We start from the raw sequence: 21826 nt of genomic DNA, 5'->3' as shown, positions 1-21826 counted from the left end.
GGGGGCGGTAAAACTGATGGAATGACCATCCCGCGCCTTTCCGAAACCTCTCTCTTCCTTCCGGACGAGGCCGCGACGGCCAACTTGGGAGAGCGGATTGCATCCTTGCTGGAGCCGGGCGACACCGTTCTTCTGGAAGGGCCGATCGGTGCCGGAAAATCGCATCTGGCCCGTGCCTTGATCCGTGCGCGTTTGGGGCGGATGGAGGATGTGCCATCGCCGACCTTCACCCTCGTACAGACCTATGATGCCGGCGATGTGGAGATCTGGCATGCCGATCTGTATCGTCTTGGCCATCCGGATGATGTGCTGGAGCTGGGTCTGGAAGATGCCTTCGGCAAGGCCATCTGTCTGATCGAGTGGCCCGATCGTCTTGGCCCCCATCTGCCGGCGAATGCGCTGCGGTTGAGGCTTTCATCGCAAGGTGAGGGCCGTCTTGCACAAATGGATGGTGGAAGACCGGGGTTTCTGGAACGTCTGGCAGGGCCAAGACCATGAGCGGGCGCGAGATTCTTCGCGATGCCTTTCTGGCAGAGGCCGGATGGGGGCAGGCAGCGCGGCGTCCGCTGGCGGGGGATGCGTCGGAGCGGCGCTATGACCGGCTGGAGCGGGGACTCCAGACCGCCGTTCTGATGGATGCGCCGCCCGGCATATCGGATGACACGATGGCCTTTGCGCGGATTGCGCGGCATCTGGGCGATCTGGGACTGTCGGCCCCGGTCATCCTTGCTGCGGATCACGGGAAGGGTTTCTTGCTGCTGGAAGACCTGGGGGATGGGCTGTTCTCGCGGCTGATTGCCGATGATCCCGCTTTGGAGCAGCCGCTTTATGCGGCGGCGACGGATGTTCTTCTGCATTTGCAGGCGATGCCCGCAGACTATGGCCTGCAAGACCTTTCTGCGCGGGACTGGGCGGAAGCGGCCTCTTTCGCGCTGACATGGTATCGGTTCGCGGCGACGGGAGAGGCGGTGGATCCGGCCGTGTTCGTGACGATTCTTGAGGGGCTGATCCGGGATCATGCGGATGGCCCGCGGGTGATGATCCTGCGCGACTATCATGCCGAGAACCTGCTGTGGTTGCCGGATCGCGCGGCGCTGGCGCGGGTGGGGCTTCTGGACTTCCAACTCGCCCAGATGGGGCAGCCGGGGTATGATCTGGTGTCGCTGTTGCAGGATGTGCGGCGGGATGTAACAGCGGCGACCGAGGCGACGATGATCGCGCGGTTCTGTGCGGCGACAGGTGCCGATCCGGATGCCTTTGGCGCAAGCTATGCCGTGCTGGGGGCACAGAGGGCGTTGCGGATTCTGGGTGTCTTTGCGCGGCTTTGCCTGAAGGGGGGGAAGGCTGGCTACGTTGGGCTGATACCGCGCGTCTGGGCGCAGTTGTGGCGCAACCTTTCGCATCCCGCGCTTGCGCGACTTAAAGTTATCTGCCGGGACGTGCTGCCCGAACCCACCCCGGATGTCCTGGAAAGGATCAGTGCAGAATGCGGCCGTCACCCCCACCGTTGATGCTTTTTGCGGCCGGAGTTGGCACGCGCATGGGCAGCCTGACGGCAACGCGGCCGAAACCCCTGATCGAGGTGGCGGGCCGGGCCTTGATTGATCATGCGATTGCGCTGGCCGATGCGGCGGGGATCGGGCGGATCGTGGCGAACAGCCACTATCTGCCTGACCAGATCGAGGCCCATCTGGCCCCGCGCGGCATCGCCGTATCACGTGAGGCGCCGGTGATCCTTGAGACCGGCGGGGGCCTGAAGCGGGCGCTGCCTCTTCTTGGCGGGAGTCCGGTCCTGACACTGAACACCGATGCGGTGTGGACGGGTCGCAATCCGCTTGTTCAATTGCTTGAGGCCTGGGACGACAGGCGAATGGATGGCCTGCTTCTGCTGTTGCCGGTTGCCGAGACCCTGGGGCATGGGGGAACCGGCGACTTCGTGATGGATGACGAAGGTCGCCTTGAACGGGCGAAGGGTCGGTCGGGGTCTGTCTATCTGGGTGCGCAGATCGTGAAGACCGAGGGGCTGGCCGGGATTGCGGACGAGGCGTTCTCTCTCAATCTTCTTTGGGATCGCATGATCGCGGAAGGGCGGCTGTATGGCGTCATCCATCAGGGGGGATGGTGCGATGTGGGCCGACCCGAGGGGATCGCGCTGGCCGAAGAGATGCTGAGGTCCGCGACATGATGTTCCGCGATCCTGCGCCGCGCCTTTTTCATCTTCCACCCGGAGCGGATTTCGCCCGCGGTCTGGTTTCCGGTCTGCGCTTGCGGTTGACGGAGCAACCACCGGAGGCGATGGCGCGGGTTACGGTCTATGTGAACACGACGCGGATGCGGAGGCGCGTGGTCGAAGCCTTTCTGGAGGGTGGGGCCGGATTCCTTCCGCGCCTGCGCCTGCTGACCGACATTGCCGAAGGTCAGCCCCTGCCAGGGGTCGCGGCGGCGGTCTCGCCCTTGAGGCGGCGGCTGGAGTTGACCCAGCTCATTTCCGGGCTGCTGGATCGACAGCCCGATCTGGCACCGCGTGCGGCATTGTTCGATCTAGCGGACAGTCTCGCGGGCCTGATGGACGAGATGCAGGGCGAGGGCGTTGCGCCGGAACGGATCGCGGCATTGGATGTTTCCGACCATTCCGCCCATTGGGCCCGCACGCGGGAATTCCTCAGGATCGTGACACCCTTCGTCAGCGGGGCAGAGGCACCGGATGCAGAGACGCGACAGCGGCTTGCCGTTGACGGGTTGACGGCGCGCTGGGCGGCCGATCCGCCGCAAGACCCCGTGATCGTGGCCGGTTCCACCGGGTCGCGCGGGACGACGGCGGCGTTGATGGAAGCCGTGGCCAAGCTGCCGCAGGGAGCCATCGTGCTGCCCGGGTTTGATCCGCATATGCCCAAGGAAACCTGGGACTTTCTTGACGATGCCATGACGGGAGAGGATCACCCGCAGTTCCGGATGCGCCGCATGATGGAGCGGATGTCCATTTCCGCCGAGGCGATACAGCCCTGGGTCGATGTGGAGCCTCCCAGTGTGGAGAGGAACCGCCTGATTTCGCTCTCGCTGCGGCCTGCGCCCGTGACAGACCAATGGTTGCGCGAGGGACGGGCTTTGACTGACCTCGTCGAGGCAACGAAGACAGTGACGCTGCTGGAGGCGGAGACGCCGCGAAGAGAGGCTGTAAGCATTTCGCTGATCCTCAGGGACGCGGCGGAGCGAGGTGTTTCCGCGGCGCTGATCACGCCGGACCGTATGCTGACCCGGCGCGTTGCGGCGGCGCTTGATCGTTGGGGGATTCTGCCGGACGATTCTGCCGGTAGGCCGCTGGCGCTTTCGGCGCCGGGACGTTTGCTGCGGCATGTCGCCGGGCTGATGGGGGCCAAGCTTGCCTCCGATGCCCTGCTGACGCTGCTGAAGCATCCCCTCGTCTTTTCGGGCGGGGATCGTGGGCAGCATCTGCTCCATACCCGGCGGCTGGAGTTGCGGTTGCGCCGGGATGGCCCGGCATTTCCGACCGGGCATGACTTGCGCCTTTGGGCCCGAGCGAGGGCAGAGAAACGCGAGGAGACGGGCCTGGTCCTTTGGGCCGATGAGTTGGCATCCTGGATCGAGACGGCTTCGGCGGTGGAAGAGGGCCCGCTTGCTGCCTTGATAGAGCGGCATCTTGATCTGACGGAAAGGATTGCCCGCGGAACGGCAGAGGCAGGGAGTGGGGGGCTTTGGGAGAAGGAGGCCGGGGTGGAAGCCCGCGCCTTGATGGAAAGCCTGCAACGCGACGCGGATGCGGGCGGCGAGGTGACGCCAGAGGCCTATCGCGACCTGTTCGAAGCCGTGATCGCCCGGGGCGAGGTGCGCGAGACTGTGCTGGCGCATCCGGGCATCCTGATCCTTGGGCCGCGCGAGGCGCGAGAGCAGGCCGCAGAGATTGTGATCCTGGCGGGACTGAACGATGGATCATGGCCGCGCCTGCCGGAGCCTGACCCCTGGCTTAACCGGCGGATGCGCAAGGAGGCGGGGCTTTTGCTGCCGGAACGGCAGATCGGATTGTCGGCCCACGACTACCAGATCGCCATCGCTGCTCCGCAGGTGGTTCTGAGCCGGGCCGCCCGGGATGCGGAAGCGGAAACCGTGCCGTCGCGCTGGTTGAACCGGCTGACCAATCTGATGGAGGGCCTGCCGGAAAAACGCGGCCCCGAGGCGCTGCTGGCCATGCGTCGGCGCGGGGCGGAGTGGCTGGCTCTGGCCTCTGCGCTGGAGGAACCGACAGAGGCACAGCGGGCCGATCCGAGGTTGCGGGCCGCAAGGCGGCCTTCGCCGCGCCCGCCGGTGGCAGAACGGCCCAAGGAACTGTCGCTGACGCGGATCAGTCTGCTGATCCGCGATCCCTATGCGATCTATTGCCGATATGTACTGAACCTGAAGCGGCTTGATCCTTTGCGCCATGCGCCGGATGCGGCCCTGCGGGGACAGATCCTGCACAAGATCCTGGAGCGTTTCGTGCGCGACAGGCCCGAGAACGAGATGTTGCCAGCCGCCAAGGCGCGACTGATGGAGACGGCGGGCGCCACGCTTGAGGAAATGGTTCCCTGGCCTGCGGCGCGGGCCTTGTGGTTGGCGCGGCTTGCAAGAGCGGCGGATTTCTTCCTTGCCGTCGATGGGCGAGGCGGTGGCACGCCTGTCATTCTGGAGCGCGCGGGCAGCGTGACGGTTGCGCCGCATGATTTTCGACTGATCGGAACGCCTGACCGGATCGACCGACTGCCCGACGGGCGGCTGCATATCCTTGACTACAAGACCGGCTCGCCGCCAACGCAGGCCATGCAGAAGGCCTTTGACAAACAGCTTCTTCTGGCGGCCGCGATGGCGGAGCGCGACGGTTTTCCGGGCCTGGAGGCATCGGAAGTGGCCCAGATCACCTATGTCGGCCTGGGCAGCAACCCCAAGGTGGAAGCGACCGAGATCACGCCCGAGATCACCGCCGAGGTCTGGGACGGGCTTCGGGCCCTTGTTGCGCATTATGCGGACCAATCCAACGGCTACACGGCCAGGCGGGCCGTACAGAAGGAGCGGTTTGAAGGCGATTACGACCACCTGTCGCGGTTCGGCGAATGGGATACGACCGATCCGCCGACCGGGGATGTCGTGGGGAGGCGCAGATGAGGGACGCCGCATCAGAGCGCCAGGTGCAGGCCGCGCAGCCATCCTTTTCCACCTGGCTTTCGGCGAATGCCGGATCGGGCAAGACCCGCGTCCTGACGGACCGTGTGGCGCGGCTGTTGCTGGGCGGGGTGGAGCCACAGCACATCCTGTGCCTGACCTACACCAAGGCGGCGGCGACCGAGATGCAGAACCGACTGTTCAAGCGTCTTGGGGAATGGGCGATGAAGCCCGATCCGGCTTTGCGCGCTTCGCTTTCGGAACTTGGCGAGGGTGGCCGTCTGGATTCGGCCACATTGGAACAGGCGCGACGGCTTTTTGCGCGGGCCATCGAGACGCCGGGCGGGCTGCGCATCCAGACAATCCATTCCTTCTGCGCCAGTCTTCTGCGCCGCTTTCCGCTGGAAGCCGGGGTATCACCACAGTTCACGGAGCTGGATGACCGCACGGCGCGCCTGATTCAGGACGAGATCGTTGAGGAGATGGCTGACACGATCGCGCCCGACCGGGTGGCCGCTTTGGCCAGGGCCTGGACGGGCGAGGAGTTCGGTCATCTGGTGCGCCAGATCGTGGGGAACCGTGCTCGCTTTGCACGGCCGCTTACGCCCGACGCGGCCCGCCGACTGTTCGGGTTGAAGCAGGGGGAAACGGCCGAAACACTTATCGCGGATACGTTTCTTGGTAATGAGGGCGACTGGATGCCCGACGTCATCAGCGCGATGGAGAAGGGATCGACGACAGATGCAGGGAACGCCGAAAAGCTGCGCGAGGTTGATTTCTCCTGCCCAGAGCTGGACGCAATTTCCGCGCTGGAAGCTGTCTTTCTGACTGGTGCAAAGGCCAAGGAACCGTTCAGCGCGAAGATCGGAAGCCTGCCGACGAAGGAAACCCGCAAATCCATGGATGCCGCGCTTCTGGCGCGCCTCGAAAATCTGATGGGGCGGATCGAAACGGCAAGACCGGCCCGCTGTGCCTTGCAGGCGATGGACAGGGCGCTGACCCTGCATGATTTCGCCGCTTGTTTTCTGCCGATCTACGAGAAGCGCAAGGCGGCACGCGGCTGGCTGGATTTTGACGACCTGATCATGCGGGCTTCGGCGCTGTTGACCGATCCGGGTGTGGCGGCCTGGGTCCTGTTCCGGCTGGATGGCGGTATCGACCATATTCTGGTGGATGAAGCTCAGGACACGAGCCCAGAACAATGGCGGGTCATCGAAGCCCTTACAGCGGAGTTCACGGCCGGGTCGGGTGCGCGGGACGTGGACCGGACCCTGTTCGTGGTGGGCGACAAGAAACAGTCGATCTATTCTTTCCAGGGGGCTGATGTCGCGGCTTTCGACGAAAAGCTTTCCACCTTTCAGGCACGGTTCCGGGCAGTGGGACGCGCGTTCCAGTCGCTGGAGCTTGAGCATTCGTTCCGGTCATCGCCGGCCATCCTGCGGGTCGTTGACGAAATCTTCGGCGACCGTTTCCCCGAGGCGCTGGGTGGGCGGTCGAGCCATATCGCGCAATGGTCCGGGATGCCGGGCCGGGTGGATCTCTGGCCGCTGATCGAAAAGGCAGACGGGAAGGAAGAAGACGATTGGCGCAATCCCGTGGATCGGATCACGGAAGAGCACCATGCCGCACGCCTGGCACGCAGGATTGCCGAGGAGATAGATACTCTCGTCAGCGCCGGCACTGCCATCACCGACAGCAGGGGTGAAACCCGCCCGATCCATGCCGGTGATTTCCTGATCCTGGTGCAGCGCCGGTCGGAATTGTTTCAGGAGATCATCCGGGCCTGCAAGGCGCGAGGTCTGCCCATCGCCGGGGCGGATCGTCTGAAACTTGGGGCGGAACTGGCGGTGAAGGATTTGCATGCGCTGCTGTCTTTCCTGGCCACGCCGGAAGATGACCTTTCGCTGGCAGCGGTGTTGCGGTCGCCCCTCTGCGGCTGGACCGAGGCGGAACTGCACGATCTGGCGCAGCCGAGGACGGGCTGGCTTTGGGAAGCGCTTCGGGAAAGGGCCGGAGAGTTTCCGGAAACGCATGCGATGCTGACCGATCTTCGCGACCAGGCGGATTTCCTGCGGCCCTACGATCTGATGGAAAGACTGCTGACGCGACATGACGGTCGGCGGCGGCTGCTGCAACGGCTGGGCGTCGAGGCGGAAGACGGGATCGACGAGCTGCTGTCCCAGGCCCTGGCCTATGAAAAAGGGAATGTGCCAAGCCTGACCGGCTTCCTCGTCTGGATGTCCACCGATGAGGTGGAGGTGAAGCGGCAGAGCGATGGGGAAGGGCAGCGTATCCGGGTGATGACGGTGCATGGGGCGAAGGGGCTTGAGGCGCCGATCGTGATCCTTCCGGATACCTGCGACCCACGGGACAAGGACCGCGACGAGGTGGTGGAGGTCGAGGGAACGGCCGTCTGGCGAACGCCGACAGATGAAAGCCCGCCTGCAATGACCGCTGCGCGAAGCCGGAGGAGACAGCGCGAGGCGGAGGAACGGTTGCGCCTGCTTTATGTTGCGCTGACGCGGGCGCGGTCATGGCTGATTGTCTGCGGTGCGGGCGAAGCAAAGCTTGAACATTCCTGGTATCGACTGGTCGAGGCGGGAATGCAGGCCGCCGGGGCAGAGACGATTGCAGGCGGCATTTGGCGGCATGGTTTCGGGCTTTGGCCAGATCCGATGACGCGCCCTGAAACCACCGTGGCCCTGCCGATCCTGCCCCGTTGGGCGACTGGTCCGGCAGATGTGCCGCAACGCCCGGAACAGGCCCTTTCGCCGTCGAACCTTGATGGGGCCAAGGCCTTGCCCGGCGACGGGCTGGATGAAGACAGCGCGAAGGCACGGGGCACGGCCTTGCACCTTTTGCTGGAGCATCTTCCCGGCGCGGCGGTGGCAGACCGGCAGGCGTTGGGCGAAGCGCTGATCCCGGACCCGGTGTTGCGCGCCGACCTGCTGCCCGAAGTGGAGGCCGTTCTGGCCAGCCATGCGGCCCTGTTTGCCCTTCCGGCCCTGACGGAGGTGGAGCTTTGTGCGGAGTTCTTGGGTCGCACCCTGCGTGGCACGGTGGACCGCCTTGTCATCGAGCCGCATCGCGTTCTTGCCATTGACTACAAGTCGAACCGAAATGTGCCTGCGCGGCCCGAAGATACGCCCGAAGGTCTGTTGCGGCAGATGGCGGCCTATGCCGTTGCCTTGTCGCAGATCTACCCGGATCGGCGTGTCGAGACGGCAATCCTTTGGACAAGGACCGCGTCTCTGATGCCGCTGCATCCCGATATCGTGAGTGACGTGCTGTCTCGCACCACGATCCCTTGACGATTCCGCGGGCCATCCCTAGCTTTGGCGACTGATATTCCACTCAGGAGATATGACAGATGGGCGCTGCGACCGTCGCCGTCACCGATGCCACCTTCGATACCGAGGTCCGCAAGTCGGACATTCCGGTCGTGGTGGATTTCTGGGCCGAATGGTGCGGCCCCTGCCGCATGATCGGCCCGGCCCTTGAAGAGCTGGCCACCGAATATGCGGGGAAGGTCAAGATCGTGAAGGTCAATGTGGACGAAAACCCGGACAGCCCGGCCCAGCTTGGCGTGCGCGGGATTCCGGCGCTCTTCCTGTTCAAGAACGGGCAGGTGGTTTCGAACAAGGTCGGCGCTGCGCCGAAGGCCGCGCTGGCGACCTGGATTCAATCCGCGATCTGACTTCCGTCTTTCGAATAAAGGAAGGGGCGATCCGAGGCGGTCGCCCTTTTCCTTTTGGCGCTCTCATGCCCATATGCGCTGAGATACAGGAGGCCCCCATGTCAGATGACAGATTTCCCGGCTGGCACGGCACGACAATTCTTGCCGTCCGCAAAGGCGGGCAGGTCGTCGTTGCGGGGGACGGCCAGGTCAGCCTGGGCCAGACCGTGATCAAGGGTTCTGCGCGGAAGGTGCGCCGCCTGTCACCGGGCGGGAGGGATGTGGTCTGCGGCTTTGCCGGGTCCACGGCTGATGCCTTTACCCTGCTGGAACGTCTGGAAAAGAAGCTTGAGGCCGCGCCGGGCCAGCTTGCCCGTGCTTGCGTCGATCTGGCGAAGGATTGGCGCATGGACAAATACCTGCGCAACCTTGAGGCCATGTTGATCGTGACCGATGGGCGCGACCTTTTCGTGATCACGGGGGCGGGGGATGTTCTTGAGCCCGAACATGACGTGGCGGCCATCGGATCAGGTGGCAACTTCGCGCTGGCGGCTGCCCGCGGCCTGATGCAGGCGGACCTGCCAGCCGAAGAGGTGGCGCGGCGGGCGATGGCTATTGCTGCGGATATCTGCGTTTACACCAACGGGAACCTGACTGTCGAAACGATCAAGGGCTAGACCATCGCCATGACGAACCTGACACCTCGCGAGATCGTTTCGGAACTTGACCGGTTCATCATCGGGCAGCGCGACGCCAAACGTGCCGTGGCCGTGGCGTTGCGCAACCGCTGGCGGCGCAAGCAATTGGGTGACGATCTGCGCGACGAGGTCTATCCGAAGAACATTCTGATGATCGGTCCGACCGGCGTGGGAAAGACGGAGATCAGCCGCCGCCTGGCCAAGCTGGCGAAGGCGCCCTTCCTGAAGGTTGAGGCGACGAAGTTCACCGAAGTGGGCTATGTCGGGCGCGACGTTGACAGCATCATCCGCGATCTGGTGGATGCGGCGATGATCGAAACGCGGCAGCGGATGCGAGACGAGGTGAAGGCCCGCGCGCACAAGGCGGCAGAAGAGCGTGTGGTCGAGGCGTTGGCCGGAAAGGATGCGCGTGAACAGACGCGTGAGATGTTCCGCCAGAAGTTGAAGCGGGGCGAGCTGGACCAGACGATGATCGAGCTTGAGGTGCAAGACAACGCGACGCCCTTTGCCATGCTGCCCGGCGGCAACGGGATGGAAATGCAGATGCAGGGGCTCCAGGATCTGTTCAAGGCCTTTGGTGGCCGATCTACCCGCAAGAAGATGACCGTGGCGGAAAGCTATGACATCCTGATCGGGCAGGAGGCGGACAAGCTTCTGGATGATGAGGCGGTGAAGGCAGCCGCACTGGAGGCGGTGCAGGAGAACGGCATCGTTTTTCTGGATGAGATCGACAAGATCTGTGCCCGGTCCGATGCCCGGGGCGCGGATGTCAGCCGGGAAGGCGTGCAGCGTGATCTTTTGCCCCTGATCGAGGGGACAACGGTTTCCACGAAATACGGTCCGGTGAAGACGGACCATATCCTGTTCATCGCATCTGGCGCATTTCACATTGCCAAACCTTCCGATCTGCTGCCGGAACTTCAGGGACGGCTTCCTATCCGGGTGGAGTTGCAGCCGCTGACGGAGGAAGATTTTGTCCGCATCCTGACAGAAACGGACAATGCCCTGACGCGGCAGTATTCGGCGCTTATGGCGACCGAAGAGGTGGCGGTGAGTTTCACCGAAGACGGCATCGGCGCGCTTGCCCGCATCGCGGCCGATGTCAACCGGAGCGTCGAGAATATCGGGGCGAGGCGGCTTTATACGATTATGGAACGCGTGTTCGAGGAACTGTCATTCACGGCACCGGATCGCTCGGGCGAGGCTGTCGTCGTTGACGCGGCTTTTGTCGAGGCCAATGTCGGACAGCTTGCCCGATCGGCGGATATTTCCCGCTACGTCTTGTGACGGTGTGACCGGGCTTGACCCCGGAATGCGCGCGGCAGATCAATCGGGTCTGGTATTCAAGGGACCAAGCATTTGCGCGTGTTGGCATTCACAACCCTGATGATCGTCCTGTCCGCCTGCACCCCGCGGGGCGTCATGGTTGTCGTGCCGCCAGAAACGGCCGAAGGTCCCATATCGACTGTCTTTGTCGGCACGACACGTGGTCTGGAAGGCAGTGGTGTCTTCGGGGGCCAACGTGCGGAGGAGATGCGTTTTGCCCGGTATGATGTGGCGATCCCACCCCAGCGCAACGTGGGCGAAATCAAGTATCCGGCGCCGCGACGGCCGAATGTTTCGACCGACTTCGTAACGACGGACCAGCGGATCTACAGTGCGGAGACCGACTTCCGCCGCGACCTGAATCAGGCATTGAGCGCGAATGGGCGTGAAGCCATCATCTTCGTGCATGGGTTCAACAATACCTTTACCGAAGGACTCTACCGCATCGCGCAACTGCGGCATGATCTTGAGGTGCCGGGGGTCGCGTTGCATTACTCCTGGCCATCGGCGGCAGAGCCGCTGGGTTATGTTTACGACCGGGACTCCGTCGTCTTTGCCCGGACCGGGCTGGAAGAGCTTATCCGCGAAACCATCGCTGCGGGCGCGACGCGGGTGACGTTGGTGGCGCATTCGATGGGCAGCTTTCTGTCGATGGAGGCCCTGCGCGACATCGCGTTGAAGGATGGCAGGATCATGCCCCAGCTTCGTGGCGTTGTGTTGATTTCACCTGACATTGATGTGGAAGTGTTCCGCATGCAGGCGAAGGATATCGGGACCTTGCCGCAGCCTTTCCTGATCTTTGGATCAGATCGGGATCGGGTCCTTCGGCTTTCGGCGCTGATCACCGGACAGCAGGGACGGCTTGGTTCTCTGGACAGTGTGGAGCAGCTTTCCGAACTTGAAGTAACCTATCTGGATGTCGGGGCGTTTTCGCAGGGTTCGGGACATTTCGTTCCCGGCACCTCACCCGCGCTGATCCGACTGTTGGGTCGGATCGGTGATGTCGATCAGGCGTTCGGCAATGATGCCGCAGGTCGGGCCGGACTTTTGCCTGGAGTGATCCTGACGGCCCGAAGTGCGACACGGATCATCCTGACGCCGGTGGCAGAGATCACCGGGGATGCGTTGAACTGAGTGGTATCAGCGCCTGCGCAGGTAAACGTAATAGGCCCCGGCTCCGCCGTGTTTCAGATGCGCTTCGCTGACCTGAAGAACGGCCTGGCCCAGCGGTGACATGCGCAGCCATTGCGGCACCTGATGCCGAAGGGCGCCCATCCGTTGCGGGATGGGACCCGTATCATCGCCACGCTTTCCCTTGCCGGTGATGACGAGAACCAGACGGTGGCCGGCGGTCTGTGCATTCAGGATGAAGCGGATCAGTTCGGGTTGGGCTTCTGCCAGGGTCATGCCGTGCAGGTCAATCCGCGCTTCGGGCATGACCTTTCCGCGAACCATCCTGCTGTGAAGCTTTGCATCCATCTGCACCGGCGCGTTGCGCAGAGTTTCGCCCAGTGAGGGGGCAATGTCATGGCCTGATGCAGACCGGGCCTTCTGACCCAAACGGAAGGGTTCAAGCCAGGCTTTCGGAGTCTGCACCTCGCGCGGCCTTGGCTCGGGGGTCGGGGGATGGGGGTGCGCTACGGTTTCGATCCCCCGCAGAAAGCCCTTGGCCTTGGGGTGAAGAGGGCGGGCGCTGCGTGCGACAGCCTGCCAGAGTTCCTCTTCCTCGGGGCGAAGGGTGCGGCGGCGGCTCATCACATTCCATCCGGCAGCATGGCATAGGCACGGTCGATGGGAAGAAGGACGACCATGCGGCCACCATCCTTGATGGTTCCTGCCGCCTCACCTGCCGCAGGGCCGGTACCGTAGAAAATGTCGGCGCGTTGCGGCCCCTTGATCGCCCCGCCAGTATCCTGCGCGATCATCAGACTGCGGATGGGATCAGCCCCGGCCTTTTCGATCCAGACCGGTGCGCCGAGAGGCGTAAAGGCCGGGTCTATCGCAACAGAGCGAAAGGCCGTGATGGACCGGCCCATCGCGCCGATCGGGCCCTTTTCGGGAGGAACATCGTCAATTGTCCGGAAGAAGACATAGGACGGATTGACGTTCAGCAGGTCTGATCCGGCGTGGTTGCGGACATAGGTCGCAATCTCCTGTGCCGAAACCTGATCCATGCTGTGCGTGCCGCGTCGCACCATTTCCTGACCGACAGAGCGGTAGGCGTGGCCGTTGCGGCCGGCATAGCCCACGCGCATGACGCGGCCATCTGGCATTTTGATCCGCCCGGAACCCTGGACCTGGAGAAAATACACATCAACCGGATCATCCAGCCATGCCAGTTCCAGCCCACGGCCCCTGAGAATTCCTGCTTCGATGGCGGCGCGGGTATGGAAGACCTGTCCGTCGCGCAGTTCCGGCGGGCGTCGATAGATAGGCCAGGCAAAGCGTGGCGTTCGGACGGGGGAGCCTGCAAGTTCGGGTTCGAAATAGCCTGTGAAAAGGGCGGGCGGGTCCCCGATTACGACTGGGCGGAAGAACAGCTCAAAGAACTGGCGGGCCGTGTCAGGGGTCTGCGCCGCATCACCTGCCAGTTTGCAGAGCGGAACCCAGTCTCCCTCTGTCAAGAGATCGCAGGTTTCCTTGAACGCTGCCAGAGCAGAACGGTGATCGTCCTCAGCCCATCCTTCAAGATCGGCAAAGCGCAGGATTTCGGCAGGGGCTGGGCTGGTCGTCATCGCGACCAGAACCATAGCCGCTGCAAGGGCGCTGCGCATCAATCTCCGGTAGCGACGAGTTGCCAGTTGGGATCGTTCGATCCCATCTTCCGGGCGAAGGTCCAGATATCGCGCTGCCGCTTGATTTCCGTCGGGCTGCCTTCGACCACTTCGCCGGCGGCATTCTTAACAACCGACGTCAGTTCGCCGACAAAGCGGACGGACACCTCTGCCTCGCGCGACTCGCGGTCGAAGTTCGCGTCGTGCAGGGCGAGTTCGCGAAGTCCCACGAAGCTTGCCTCGACCTTCAGGCCCTGCTCCTCGCGCAGGCGAATTGCCTCGTCGAAAGTATCCGCCACTTCAGGCGACAGGAAGGAGCGGACCTTGTCCACCTCGCCCTTCTCATAGGCCATGAGGATCATCTCATAGGCGCCGCGTGCGCCGGACAGGAAGGAGGACACGTTGAAGCCCGGTTCCGCCATCTTCATTCCGGCAAGAGCCTTTGCTGCATCGGAACCATCGGCGACATGGTCGGTGATGTCGCGGTCGGGACCGCCTTCGATGACTTCGAAATCACGCCGCGGCTTGGTTGCCGGGCGGATGTCATCAAGCGGGATCGGAGGCTTTTCAAAGCCTTCCCGCGTGCCCAGGACGGAGCGCAGCTTCAGGATCAGGAAAATGGCGATCCCGGCCAGAACCAGCAGCTGGATCAGGGAAGAACTCATCGGAACCTCTGGGTGCGATGCCGCGATGCGGCAGGGCTTGGGGTTGGTATATGATGTACTTGGCCCTTATGTAGGGGTCATGGGGTCGCGTGTCCATGCCACGACCTGCTGAAAAGCCTGTTGAAATGGCCGAGAGGTTCATCGAATGCCCGCATTTGCCCTTCTTCTGCTCTGGCCATTGATCGAAATCGCCCTTTTCGTTGTGATCGGTGGGTGGATCGGGCTTTGGCTCACACTCCTGATCGTGATCGGGACGGGTGTGGCGGGCGTGATGCTGTTGCAGCGCATGGGCCTGAGAAACGCCGAGCGTCTGCGCAACGAGATGGGCAGGATGCGCGACCCGCTTGGCGCGGCGGGTGAGGGCGTGTTGAAGGCCCTTGCCGCCTTGCTTTTGATCTTGCCTGGCTTCCTGACGGATCTCCTGGGTGTCTTGTTGCTGGTGCCACCGTTCCGGGCGGCGCTTGTGGCGGCCCTGGCCAAGCGGATGGGCGTTGTCTCGATGCGGTCTGATCAGCCGGCACGGCGCAGTGACGGCATCGTGATTGATGGCGAATTCGTCGAGTTGGACGAACAGAAATCCGCAGGCCCTACGCCCCGGACTGGCCCGCCATCGGGTTGGACGAGGCATTGAGGCGCAGTTGCCTTCCTGATAGGAACGCTGCGACAACGGTTCGCCAGGGAGTATCAGGGATGGCCGAAGAAACCACCGCCGCAGATGCAGGTGCAGCGCCGGCACAGCCGCAAATCCGAATGCAGGTTCTGGCCCAGTTCATCCGTGACATGTCGTTCGAGAACATGGTGGCCAAGAAGGGCGTTTCTTCGGGCGAGGTTCAGCCCGACATCCAGGTGGCCGTGAGCCTTGATGCCCGCAAGCGCCCTGTCGATCATCAGTATGACATCATCTCGAAGTATCGCTGCACGTCGAAGAACAAGGCCAATGGAGAGACGCTGTTCCTTCTTGAGGTCGAATATGGCGCGATCTTCCATGTCGAAGGTGTGCCCGAAGAGCAGTTGCATCCGTTCCTTCTGATCGAATGCCCGCGTCTGGTGTTTCCTTTCGTAAGGCGGATCATTTCCGATGTGACGCGCGATGGCGGGTTCCCGCCCCTGAACATCGACACTGTCGATTTCGTGACATTGTATCGTCAGGAGCTGGCACGCAGGGCGCAGGCCGCTCAGTCGCAGCCGACCGTAAACTGAGCGTCTGTCGGGTCTTGCAAAGAGGGCGCGCCTGATCAGGCGCGCCTTTTCCATATTGCGCCTTCGCCAAGCTTGGCAACGAAGGCGGCATGGGCATTCGCCTCTTCCTCGGTAAGGCGCGAGGCCAGCGGCGTTGCACGCGGGCGGGGGCGCCAGCCGTCGGATTGGTTTTCCCTGGTGGGTGTGGCTGTCGCTGTCTCGGCCGTCGCCAGCGCAAAATCGGGCTGACGGCCACCGATCAGTTCCAGATAGACTTCGGCAAGGATTTCGCTGTCGAGCAAGGCGCCATGCTTTTCGCGGGCAGAGTTGTCGACGCCAAATCGGCGGCACAATGCATCAAGGGAGGCAGGCGCCCCGGGGAACTTTCTGCGTGCTACCGCCACGGTATCGAGGGCGCGCGTCATCGGCAGGGTTGGAAATCCAGCCGCTTCAAGTTCAGCATTGAGAAACTTCATGTCGAAGGGCGCGTTGTGGATCACAAGCTTCGCCTCTCCGATGAATTCGAGAAAGGCAGGGGCGATTGCCTTGAAAACCGGTTTGTCGCGAAGGAAGTCGTCGCCCAGACCATGCACATCGAAGGCTTCCTTCGGCATGCTGCGCTGCGGATTGATATACTGGTGGTAGGTGCGCCCTGTGGGCAGGTGGTTGAACAGTTCGACGGCACCGATTTCAACGATCCGATGACCTTCGGAGGGTTCGAGTCCGGTGGTTTCCGTGTCCATTACGATTTCACGCATCCCGATACTCCCGGATATGTGCGATGAGGGCGCGCACGCAGGCGCGGGCCGAGTCCATGCTCAGGGTTTCTATGATGTGATCCGCCTTTGCCCGCTTTTCCGCGTCGGGCATCTGCCGCGCGAGGATGGCAGCGAATTGGGCTTCGGTCATGCCGGAACGGGCCAGCACCCTTGCGCGCTGAAGAACCGGGGGCGCGGTGACGACGAGCGTGGCGTCCATTTGCGTCTCTGTGCCCTTTTCAAACAGAAGAGGTATGTCGAAGACGACGATATCTGCATCTGCCTGCGCAAGGAATCCGGCGCGATCAGCGGCGACCAAGGGATGCACAACTTCTTCGATCCGCGGCAATGCGGTCGGATCTGTCGCAATCCAGGTCTTCAGGACCGTCCGGTCGATGCTGCCATCAGAGACTGACGGGGGATGGAGCGCGCCGATTGGCAGGACGGCGGCACCGCCCTTGGCGTAGAGACGATGAACGGCGGCATCCGCGTCCCAGACAGGGATGCCTTCGGCAGCGAAGAGATCGGCCGTTGTCGATTTGCCCATCCCGATTGACCCGGTCAGGCCCAGGCGGAAGGGCGTCATGCGGAAAGCACCGCACTGCGGGTGGCATCATCAACCTCGGGCCTTTGGCCAAACCAGCGTTCGAAGCCGGGGGCCGCCTGGTGAAGAAGCATGCCAAGGCCATCAACCACGGTGGCACCACGCTCTTCCGCCTCGATCAGGAACTGCGTCTTCAGCGGGGTGTAGACGAGGTCTGTGACAAGCGCGTGGGGTGACAGAGAATCGAGAGGCAGCACTAGGTCGGGTTTCCCGGTCATCCCCAGCGAGGTGGTGTTCACGACAGTCGTCGCGCCGTCGATCATGGCGTCCGCCTGCACCCATTCATGCACATGGACCTTTGCCCCGAAATCGGACCGGAGCGCATCCGCGCGAGCGCGTGTCCGATTTGCAAGACGGATTTCCGGAACGCCCACTTCTATCAGGGCAGCAATCACCGCCCGCGCGGCGCCACCTGCACCGAACACGGCAGCCGGACCGATCGAGGGCGTCCAATGGGGAGCGGCCTGCCGCAGATTCGCGATGAAACCCGCGCCATCAGTATTGTCGGCCTGTATCTTGCCATCCTTGCGAAAGATCAGCGTGTTGGCAGCACCAATCAGCGCAGCCCGGTCAGTGATTACATCAGCGATGTTGAGAATGGCTTCCTTGTGCGGGATGGTCACATTCGCTCCGACGAAACCCATTTTGGGCATCATCCGGAGCACTTGTTCCAGATCGGCCTGCGCAACATCCATGGGAATGTAGAACCCCTTAATGCCGTATCTCTTGAGCCAATAGCCATGCAACGCGGGCGAGCGGCTATGTGCTATGGGCGAGCCGATCACGGCCGCAAGGGGAATGCGCGGATGATCCGTCATGCCGGGATGAAACCCCGCTGGGACATGTGGTTCAGAAGAGGCAGGAGGGGCAGGCCAAGGATCGTGAAGTGATCGCCTTCCACCTGCGAAAAGAGGCGCGCGCCTTCGCCTTCCATCTGGTAGGCGCCGACGCAGTGGCGGACCTCTGTCCAGTTCCGCAACAGGTAGTCATCCAGATACGCATCCGAGAACGAACGCATCGTCAGCCGGGCCTCCCCAATATGCCGCCAGACGGGCCTTGCTGCCTCATATAGCACGACAGCCGAGAACAGGCGGTGCGTGTGACCACGAAGCCTTTGCAACTGTGCCCGGGCTGCATCAGGCGTTTCAGGTTTTGCCCAGATTTCTCCATCGAAGGCGAGAACCTGGTCACAGCCCAGAACCACGGCGGCGGGCAGCCGATCGGAAAGCTTGCGTGCCTTCATCTCGGCCAAGGTATCAGCCAGATCGCGGGCACCCGCGCCTTCGGACAGAAGAGCATCCCGGATGGAGTCTTCATCCACCCGCGACGGCATCGCCTCCACAAGGACACCCGCGTTGCGAAGCAATTGCAGCCGTATGCTGGATGAAGAGGCCAGGATGATCTGCGGCATGGGGGCGATCCTGTGGAAACTCCGGTTTTGTTCCTGCGGTGCTCTTGGGGTTTGTTCTGGCGCCCAGGGGGGCAGAACAGGCAGGCTGTGGAGTTCTCGATGAGCAGAGGCGATTTGTCCACCTGTGGGAACGGGAGAGCGACCGCGGAGGAAAAGTCGTTCACCTGTCCTGACTGGCAGGGTGCCTGTGGATGAAGTGTTCATCTTGAATCACTTTAAGTTATTGGTTTTATTTAATTTTGTTCATTCCTGTTTTCAGCATCAAGAGTTTTCCCTGCTTTTTCCACATGGCTCCGCCTGTGGAGGAAAGAAAGGATTAACCATGATATTCTGCTGTCCACAGGGCCAGCATCATCATTCTCTTTTCAAATCTTATTGTTAAGAAGAAGGGGAGCAATGAGTAGGACGACGACGAATGGATGACTTCCTGGCGGACTGGTACCTTTGGACCAAGGCGCTGCATATCGTTTCAGTCATCGCCTGGATGGCGGGTCTGTTCTATCTTCCGCGATTGTTCGTCTATCATGTGGAGGCCGTGGAGCGTGGAACAGCAACCGATGATCTGTTCCAGACCATGGAGCGCCGCCTTCTTCGCGCAATCATGAACCCGGCCCTTATCGCGACCTGGGTGTTTGGTCTGGCCCTGGTCTTTACGCCCGGTATCGTTTCCTGGTCGGAGGTCTGGCCATGGGCAAAGGCCGCGGCCGTGATCGGCATGACCTGGTTCCACCACTGGCTTGGACTGCGCAGGAAGGATTTCATGGCTGGCAAGAACGTCCTGACAGGGCGTCACTACCGAATGATGAACGAGGTGCCCACTGTCTTGCTTCTGGTGATCGTTTTTTCGGTTGTCCTTAAATTCTAGGACTGTCTGTCGCCGTCGTTGACTTTTCCCCCTGTCCTTCGTATCTGCCGGGATGCATGGCCGTCCGGCCAAGGGCAGTTTCCAATCCACTGACAGACAAGGGCGCGCCGTGGCTGCGCCGCTTCAGGATTTTTCCGCACATGACCACCGAACGGCTGAACCTTTCCGACCTGAAAGCCAAGACACCTGCTGATCTTCTGGCAATGGCTGAGGAATGGGAGATCGAGAATGCGCCCTCCATGCGGAAGGGCGAGATGATGTTCCAGATCCTCAAGGAACATGCCGAGGAAGGTTTCGAAATCGGCGGTGATGGGGTTCTGGAGGTCTTGCAGGACGGGTTTGGTTTTCTGCGCAGCCCGGAGGCAAACTATCTGCCGGGGCCGGATGACATCTATGTCAGCCCAGACATGATCCGGCAGTTCTCGCTTCGGACAGGGGATTCCATCGAAGGTGTCATCCAGGCACCGCGTGAGAACGAACGCTATTTCAGCCTCGTCAAGGCGACGAAGATCAATTTCGACGACCCTGAAAAGGCACGGCACAAGGTTCACTTCGACAACCTGACGCCGCTTTATCCCGATGAGCGGTTGAAGATGGAGATCGAGGATCCCACCATCAAGGACAGGTCGGCGCGGATCATTGACCTTGTCTGTCCGATCGGGAAGGGGCAGCGAGCCTTGATCGTTGCACCGCCCCGCACCGGCAAGACCGTGCTTTTGCAGAACATCGCGCATTCGATCGAGAAGAATCATCCGGAATGCTATCTGATCGTCCTTCTGATCGACGAGCGGCCCGAGGAAGTGACCGACATGCAGCGTTCGGTGAAGGGAGAGGTTGTTTCCTCCACCTTCGACGAACCGGCGACACGGCACGTGGCCGTGGCAGAAATGGTGATCGAAAAGGCCAAGCGACTTGTAGAGCACAAGCGGGACGTCGTGATCCTGCTGGACTCGATCACCCGGTTGGGGCGTGCCTTCAACACGGTTGTTCCGTCTTCGGGCAAGGTTCTGACGGGCGGCGTTGATGCCAATGCCTTGCAGAGACCGAAGCGGTTCTTCGGCGCGGCGCGGAATATCGAAGAGGGCGGGTCCTTGACCATCATTGCAACCGCCCTGATCGATACGGGTAGCCGGATGGACGAAGTCATCTTCGAAGAGTTCAAGGGTACCGGCAACAGCGAGATCGTTCTGGATCGCAAGGTTGCCGACAAGCGCGTCTTCCCGGCGATCGACATCCTTAAATCCGGGACGCGGAAAGAGGATCTTCTGGTCGACAAGATCGACCTTCAGAAGACCTATGTCCTGCGGCGTATTCTGAATCCGATGGGAACGACGGATGCCATCGAGTTCCTGCTTTCCAAACTGAAGCAGACGAAGACAAATTCGGAGTTCTTCGATTCAATGAACACATAAGTGTTCTGAATCAAAGGGTTGATCCTGATGGACACGATCTATGCCTTGGCCAGCGCGCGCGGCAAGGCCGGGGTGGCGGTATTGCGCCTTTCCGGCCCCAAAGCGCATGAAGCGGTGGTTCAGCTGACAGGGTCTTGTCCGACTCCACGGACTGCCGTTTTGCGGACCTTGCGATGGCAGGGCGCGGTTCTGGATCAGGCGCTTGTCGTGATCTTTCCGGAAGGTGGCAGCTTCACCGGGGAAAAGGTGGCCGAACTTCACCTTCACGGTTCTGTTGCCGTCATCCAGTCTGTTATGCGGGTGCTAGGGACGATGGACGGGTTTCGCCTTGCCGAACCCGGCGAGTTCACCCGCCGCGCATTGGAGAACGGTCGGTTGGATCTGACCCAGGTCGAAGGTCTGGCTGATCTGATTGACGCAGAGACCGAGGCGCAGCGTCGGCAGGCGATGCGCGTTCTTTCCGGGGCGATCGGTCGGCGTGCCGAATTATGGCGGGCAAAACTCGTGCGTGCTGCGGCCTTGATTGAGGCGACGATAGACTTTGCCGATGAAGAGGTGCCGCAGGATGTGGGTCCGGAGGTTCTGGATCTTGTAACATCGGTCTTGCAGGACTTGCGCAGCGAGGTGGCGGGAAGCGGGGCAGCAGAGCGAATTCGGGATGGGTTCGAGGTGGCCATCGTGGGAGCGCCCAATGCAGGGAAGTCCACGCTTCTGAATGCGATAGCGGGACGAGAGGCAGCGATCACATCTGAAATTGCTGGCACAACCCGCGATGTGATCGAGGTCCGGATGGATATTCGGGGCCTTGCCGTGACCCTGCTCGATACGGCCGGATTGCGTGAGACAGAGGACAAGGTAGAGCGTATTGGGGTTGACCTTGCGATCAAGCGCGCGCGCTCGGCCGATTTGCGGGTTTTCCTGTTGAGCGACGATCCCTTGCCTGAGTTGCAACCGGGACCGGATGATCTGGTGGTGCGAGGCAAGGCTGACCAGGACGGGGAAGGAGTGTCCGGCCTTACGGGTAGGGGTGTATCGGAGCTGATCGACGCAATAGGCGACCGGCTCTCCAGGCAAGTTGCGGGCGCAGGTGTGGTGACGCGCGAACGGCACCGCATTGCGCTCACGCGTGCGATCGGGGCTATGGAATCGGCGAGGCTTGAGATAGAGAAGGGCGCAACGCGGGCGGAGATTGCCGCAGACGAGTTGCGAGCTGCGATCCGTGCGCTTGAGGCGCTTGTGGGCAGAGTTGATGTCGAGTCACTCCTTGACGAGATTTTTGCCAGCTTCTGCATCGGGAAATGAGGATG

21 protein-coding genes are annotated in these 21826 nt (G+C 62.1%); 14 read left to right on the top strand and 7 right to left on the bottom strand.

The annotated features are described in order from the left end of the window. Positions 1-21: 21 nt before the first annotated feature. The 9 genes from tsaE (at position 22) to C0V75_RS04610 (ending at position 11985) form a co-directional block, all read left to right on the top strand. A complete protein-coding gene (tsaE, locus tag C0V75_RS04650) occupies positions 22-498 on the top strand; it encodes a tRNA (adenosine(37)-N6)-threonylcarbamoyltransferase complex ATPase subunit type 1 TsaE (protein WP_101919688.1) in 477 nt (158 codons plus the stop codon). Then, positions 495-1511, top strand: coding sequence for an aminoglycoside phosphotransferase family protein (locus tag C0V75_RS04645; protein ID WP_101919687.1), 1017 nt, complete (start codon positions 495-497; stop codon positions 1509-1511). The genes tsaE and C0V75_RS04645 overlap by 4 nt, the downstream gene beginning before the upstream one ends. Beyond that, the gene (locus tag C0V75_RS04640) at positions 1487-2185 is read left to right on the top strand and encodes a nucleotidyltransferase family protein (RefSeq protein WP_101919686.1); all 699 of its coding nucleotides are present in this window, start codon (positions 1487-1489) and stop codon (positions 2183-2185) included. Before C0V75_RS04645 ends, C0V75_RS04640 begins: the two co-directional genes overlap by 25 nt. Further along, positions 2185-5154 (top strand): double-strand break repair protein AddB, encoded by a 2970-nt coding sequence (gene addB / locus C0V75_RS04635; protein ID WP_101919918.1) that lies wholly within the window; start codon positions 2185-2187, stop codon positions 5152-5154. The genes C0V75_RS04640 and addB overlap by 1 nt, the downstream gene beginning before the upstream one ends. After that, positions 5151-8462: a double-strand break repair helicase AddA gene (addA, locus tag C0V75_RS04630; RefSeq protein ID WP_254216368.1), complete on the top strand. Its 3312-nt coding sequence runs from the start codon at positions 5151-5153 to the stop codon at positions 8460-8462. Before addB ends, addA begins: the two co-directional genes overlap by 4 nt. 59 nt (positions 8463-8521) lie before the next feature. After that, positions 8522-8848, top strand: coding sequence for a thioredoxin (gene trxA / locus C0V75_RS04625; RefSeq protein WP_101919684.1), 327 nt, complete (start codon positions 8522-8524; stop codon positions 8846-8848). 98 nt (positions 8849-8946) lie between these two features. Continuing rightward, a complete protein-coding gene (gene hslV, locus C0V75_RS04620; protein ID WP_101919683.1) occupies positions 8947-9504 on the top strand; it encodes an ATP-dependent protease subunit HslV in 558 nt (185 codons plus the stop codon). A gap of 9 nt (positions 9505-9513) precedes the next feature. Continuing rightward, positions 9514-10812: an ATP-dependent protease ATPase subunit HslU gene (gene hslU, locus C0V75_RS04615; RefSeq protein WP_101919682.1), complete on the top strand. Its 1299-nt coding sequence runs from the start codon at positions 9514-9516 to the stop codon at positions 10810-10812. A 99-nt stretch (positions 10813-10911) separates the two neighbouring features. Further along, entirely contained in the window at positions 10912-11985 is a 1074-nt protein-coding gene (locus C0V75_RS04610; RefSeq protein ID WP_143710380.1) for an alpha/beta hydrolase, read from the top strand. A gap of 6 nt (positions 11986-11991) precedes the next feature. On the opposite strand, the gene C0V75_RS04605 is transcribed toward C0V75_RS04610, so the two are convergent. Genes C0V75_RS04605 through C0V75_RS04595 form a run of 3 tightly spaced genes read right to left on the bottom strand, consistent with a single transcriptional unit; the run spans position 11992 to position 14290 of the window. Next, positions 11992-12606 (bottom strand): Smr/MutS family protein, encoded by a 615-nt coding sequence (locus C0V75_RS04605; RefSeq protein ID WP_101919680.1) that lies wholly within the window; start codon positions 12604-12606, stop codon positions 11992-11994. Continuing rightward, positions 12606-13625 (bottom strand): murein transglycosylase A, encoded by a 1020-nt coding sequence (locus C0V75_RS04600; RefSeq protein WP_101919679.1) that lies wholly within the window; start codon positions 13623-13625, stop codon positions 12606-12608. The genes C0V75_RS04605 and C0V75_RS04600 overlap by 1 nt, the downstream gene beginning before the upstream one ends. Beyond that, complete coding sequence (locus C0V75_RS04595; RefSeq protein ID WP_101919678.1) at positions 13625-14290, bottom strand: Tim44/TimA family putative adaptor protein; 666 nt, start codon at positions 14288-14290, stop codon at positions 13625-13627. The genes C0V75_RS04600 and C0V75_RS04595 overlap by 1 nt, the downstream gene beginning before the upstream one ends. Positions 14291-14435: 145 nt before the next feature. Here C0V75_RS04595 and C0V75_RS04590 point away from each other — a divergent pair, with 145 nt between their 5' ends. Both C0V75_RS04590 and secB read left to right on the top strand, forming a co-directional pair. Next, entirely contained in the window at positions 14436-14921 is a 486-nt protein-coding gene (locus tag C0V75_RS04590; RefSeq protein WP_101919677.1) for an FxsA family protein, read from the top strand. Positions 14922-14980: 59 nt separating this feature from the next. Beyond that, the gene (gene secB, locus C0V75_RS04585; protein ID WP_101919676.1) at positions 14981-15490 is read left to right on the top strand and encodes a protein-export chaperone SecB; all 510 of its coding nucleotides are present in this window, start codon (positions 14981-14983) and stop codon (positions 15488-15490) included. A 35-nt stretch (positions 15491-15525) separates the two neighbouring features. Here secB and dnaQ read toward each other — a convergent pair whose 3' ends face one another. From dnaQ to C0V75_RS04565, 4 genes are read right to left on the bottom strand one after another with little or no spacing between them, the layout of a single operon-like run. Next, positions 15526-16227: a DNA polymerase III subunit epsilon gene (gene dnaQ, locus C0V75_RS04580; protein ID WP_101919675.1), complete on the bottom strand. Its 702-nt coding sequence runs from the start codon at positions 16225-16227 to the stop codon at positions 15526-15528. Then, positions 16220-16813: a dephospho-CoA kinase gene (gene coaE, locus C0V75_RS04575; RefSeq protein WP_101919674.1), complete on the bottom strand. Its 594-nt coding sequence runs from the start codon at positions 16811-16813 to the stop codon at positions 16220-16222. The genes dnaQ and coaE overlap by 8 nt, the downstream gene beginning before the upstream one ends. Next, entirely contained in the window at positions 16810-17649 is an 840-nt protein-coding gene (locus tag C0V75_RS04570) for a shikimate dehydrogenase (RefSeq protein WP_101919673.1), read from the bottom strand. The genes coaE and C0V75_RS04570 overlap by 4 nt, the downstream gene beginning before the upstream one ends. Next, complete coding sequence (locus C0V75_RS04565) at positions 17646-18242, bottom strand: nucleoside triphosphate pyrophosphatase (protein WP_101919672.1); 597 nt, start codon at positions 18240-18242, stop codon at positions 17646-17648. The genes C0V75_RS04570 and C0V75_RS04565 overlap by 4 nt, the downstream gene beginning before the upstream one ends. A gap of 415 nt (positions 18243-18657) precedes the next feature. Between C0V75_RS04565 and C0V75_RS04560 the strand changes: the two genes are divergently transcribed. The 3 genes from C0V75_RS04560 (at position 18658) to mnmE (ending at position 21821) form a co-directional block, all read left to right on the top strand. Further along, positions 18658-19107 carry a CopD family protein gene (locus C0V75_RS04560; RefSeq protein WP_101919671.1) on the top strand — a complete coding sequence of 150 codons (450 nt, stop codon included), beginning with the start codon at positions 18658-18660 and terminating at the stop codon, positions 19105-19107. A 140-nt stretch (positions 19108-19247) separates the two neighbouring features. Beyond that, positions 19248-20519, top strand: a complete 1272-nt coding sequence (rho, locus tag C0V75_RS04555; RefSeq protein WP_101919670.1) for a transcription termination factor Rho — start codon at positions 19248-19250, stop codon at positions 20517-20519. A 27-nt stretch (positions 20520-20546) separates the two neighbouring features. After that, positions 20547-21821, top strand: a complete 1275-nt coding sequence (mnmE, locus tag C0V75_RS04550) for a tRNA uridine-5-carboxymethylaminomethyl(34) synthesis GTPase MnmE (protein ID WP_101919669.1) — start codon at positions 20547-20549, stop codon at positions 21819-21821. Positions 21822-21826: the final 5 nt, after the last annotated feature.

Origin of the sequence: Tabrizicola sp. TH137 (assembly GCF_002855575.1) — a bacterium.
In the GTDB taxonomy this organism is placed as follows: domain Bacteria; phylum Pseudomonadota; class Alphaproteobacteria; order Rhodobacterales; family Rhodobacteraceae; genus Paragemmobacter.
The sequence above is the reverse complement of the archived record's forward strand: the minus strand, read 5'-3'. Positions and strand labels throughout refer to the sequence as shown.